The sequence below is a fragment of the Mesorhizobium sp. WSM4806 genome, assembly GCF_055811635.1.
The window spans coordinates 1-2,436 of record NZ_JBVVQZ010000055.1; the positions used below are offsets into that span (position 1 = coordinate 1).

The 2,436-nt window shown below is 58.3% G+C and carries 1 protein-coding gene and 1 pseudogene; one reads left to right on the forward strand and one right to left on the reverse strand.

Annotation, left to right across the window (positions count from 1 at the left end):
- Positions 1-266 precede the first annotated feature (266 nt).
- Positions 267-1,372 (reverse strand): annotated as a pseudogene (locus AC0L2M_RS34535) (IS110 family RNA-guided transposase).
- A 409-nt stretch (positions 1,373-1,781) separates the two neighbouring features.
- On the opposite strand from AC0L2M_RS34535, the gene AC0L2M_RS34540 reads away from it, so the two are divergent.
- The coding region (locus AC0L2M_RS34540; RefSeq protein WP_473537259.1) for a 4'-phosphopantetheinyl transferase family protein at positions 1,782-2,436 on the forward strand (655 nt) is incomplete at its 3' end.

Below are 2,436 nucleotides of genomic sequence, written 5' to 3' on the forward strand. Positions count from 1 at the left end.
GTTCAAGTCCCGCCTCTTGCACCTCATATCCGCCGTACAAGTGCCTCGACCGCCGATCGGGTCGGCGGGCAAGTTTCTACGTCAAAGGCCGTTGTCAGCAATTATGAGAGTGGAGAACGGGAATCCCACCGTGACCACATCCCGTCACCGTGCTGCCCGGTGTTTGCGCCGGATTGAAGCTCCTTCATTCGCTTCGATCCGGCAGCGCCGTGCGAGCGACGTGTTTGGGAGAAACCCGCGTTTCGAGGCAGAAGTGCAGGACATCGTCAGCGCACCGGTTCGACCTGGTGGCCGATAGCCCATAGAAAGGCTGCCATCTCACGCGCGATCGCCGCAACCACGATGGGCGCCTTCTTGCCCGCCGCTGTCATGCGGCGGTAGCGGGCACAAAGCCGCGTCTGCGCCTTCCAGGCAATCTCGCGCACGACCTTCGGCAGGCCCTCGAGGCGGATGCGAATGGTCTCCGTCACCCTGGCGGGATGGCGGTAGCCCCAGGCACCGTCTATTAGGACGCGCGCGGCGGTTGCCGCCCAGCGTCAGGCCGCCGCGCCCGACCGTGTCGCCGGTCGACCGCTCAGACGGTACCAGGCCGAGGAAGGCCATCAATTGCCGTGGACTGTCGAAGCGACGGACATCGCCGACTTCGCTTGCGGAGGTGACGGCAAACGATAAAAGAGACGCCACGCAGCGCCTGATAAGCCGCCACCACCGGCGCCATCGACCAGCTCGGCACGAGTTCGGCAAGCTTGGCATCGAGCCGCTCCAGCCGAGCCTCCGCATCGGTGATCACGTCGACCTGGTCCTGGAACACGATCTGCTGGGCCGGATGTCGAACTTCTGCGTCGCCAGCCAGCGGGCATGTGCTTGGCTCCAATTCTTGCGTTCCGCTAAAGACCCGGCCATGGCGCAGCAGAACGATAGAAGCTGCTGGCGCTTCTTGCGCAGATCCTCGCTCGCTGCAGCCCGCACCCGCACCAGATCGCGCACCGCTTCATGCACCGCGTCGGGAACCCAGATCCCCTTCAATTCGCCCGCCCGAAACAGTCGCGCCAGGCTGACCGCATCGCGTGGGTTCGTCTTGACGCGCTCGCCCGGGTGCTTGGGAATCAGCGAGGGTGCTACCACATCGCAGCGGTGACCGAGTTCAACCGACTGGCGGTAGAGCCCGTAGCCGGTCGGGCCGGATTCATAGCAGAATAGAGGCGAGAATCTTCTTCTCCAGCTTGCGGACGAACCGCTCCACCGCCGCCGGCGTGGCCTCGGTCTCGTCGAAATAGCGGACCTCGCCATTGCGGCCGTGCTCGGCAATCGCAATCGCGTGCTTGGCCTTCGAAACATCGACACCGACGTAGAAAACAGTATCATCTGTCATGGCCCGTCCTTCCTTTGCCTGGGGATAGGCTCGGCACTCCCCGAGCAACCCCGTTTGCTATACAGCCGCAAAGACTAAGGGCGGACCGCCAATCACACCGCGATCATAACGTCTAGATAACAATGGTGTATTATATAAGTAACATTAGTGTACTAGTTCGGTATAGCAACTAATGTAGTGGAAGGCTTATGAAAAGAAGATTCAAAGAGTTTTAAAGAATCATTTAAGTTGTTTCATAAATATTTCACCCAGGGGATCCAATGGCAGTGTAGGAGTTCTGCAAGTCAGTGACGACCCGCCCGCCCCATTACCACACTGTGGACGTGTAAATGGGGGGAGGCATTAACGACTTTACCATCGCGCTGATCAGGCAAGGGCATGTGGTGGAGCGAGCCATAGGCTGTGACGAATGCATTCACAGAGGCAGTTCGGTACGATCGATGTTTGGGTTTTCCGGCATTCACAGCTGACGATCCCAACGTCATACATGCGTGAAGTGCTAAGCCCAACTGAGCGGGAGCGAGCAGAAAAAATCCGTCACTCAGATCTGCGGCTTTCATATATTCAAGCAAAATTTGCTTTTCGAACCATCCTTGCTGCGCATCTAGGTGTTCCGGAGCAAGATCTCCAGATGACCGTTTCGCGGTTCGGCAAGCCTCAATTGCTGGCGCGCGCTATCGAAGTGAGCCAGTCTCACAGCCAGGATTGGTCCGCCGTCGCCGTTTCACCCGTGGGCTTGATTGGGATAGATATTGAGCGTTTGCGCCCATTGGCAAATTGCCGCCAAGTGGCCCGTCACATTATGACTGACCAAGAAGTCAGGAGGTTTGAAGACGTTCCGCGCAAACTGTCTGCGAGAAAATTCCTGGAGCTGTGGACCAGGAAAGAGGCTATACTGAAATGCGTAGGTCTTGGTCTCCAGCAGGACCCGCTAACGCTTCACACGGGCTGGGATGAGCAGGCCGTGCAATTTGGTGGCCTGCATTATTACCTCAATGCGCTCCTAATCCGCGGGCAGTTAGTAGGGCATATAGCATCGGATTATCCTCAACAGATCATCATGC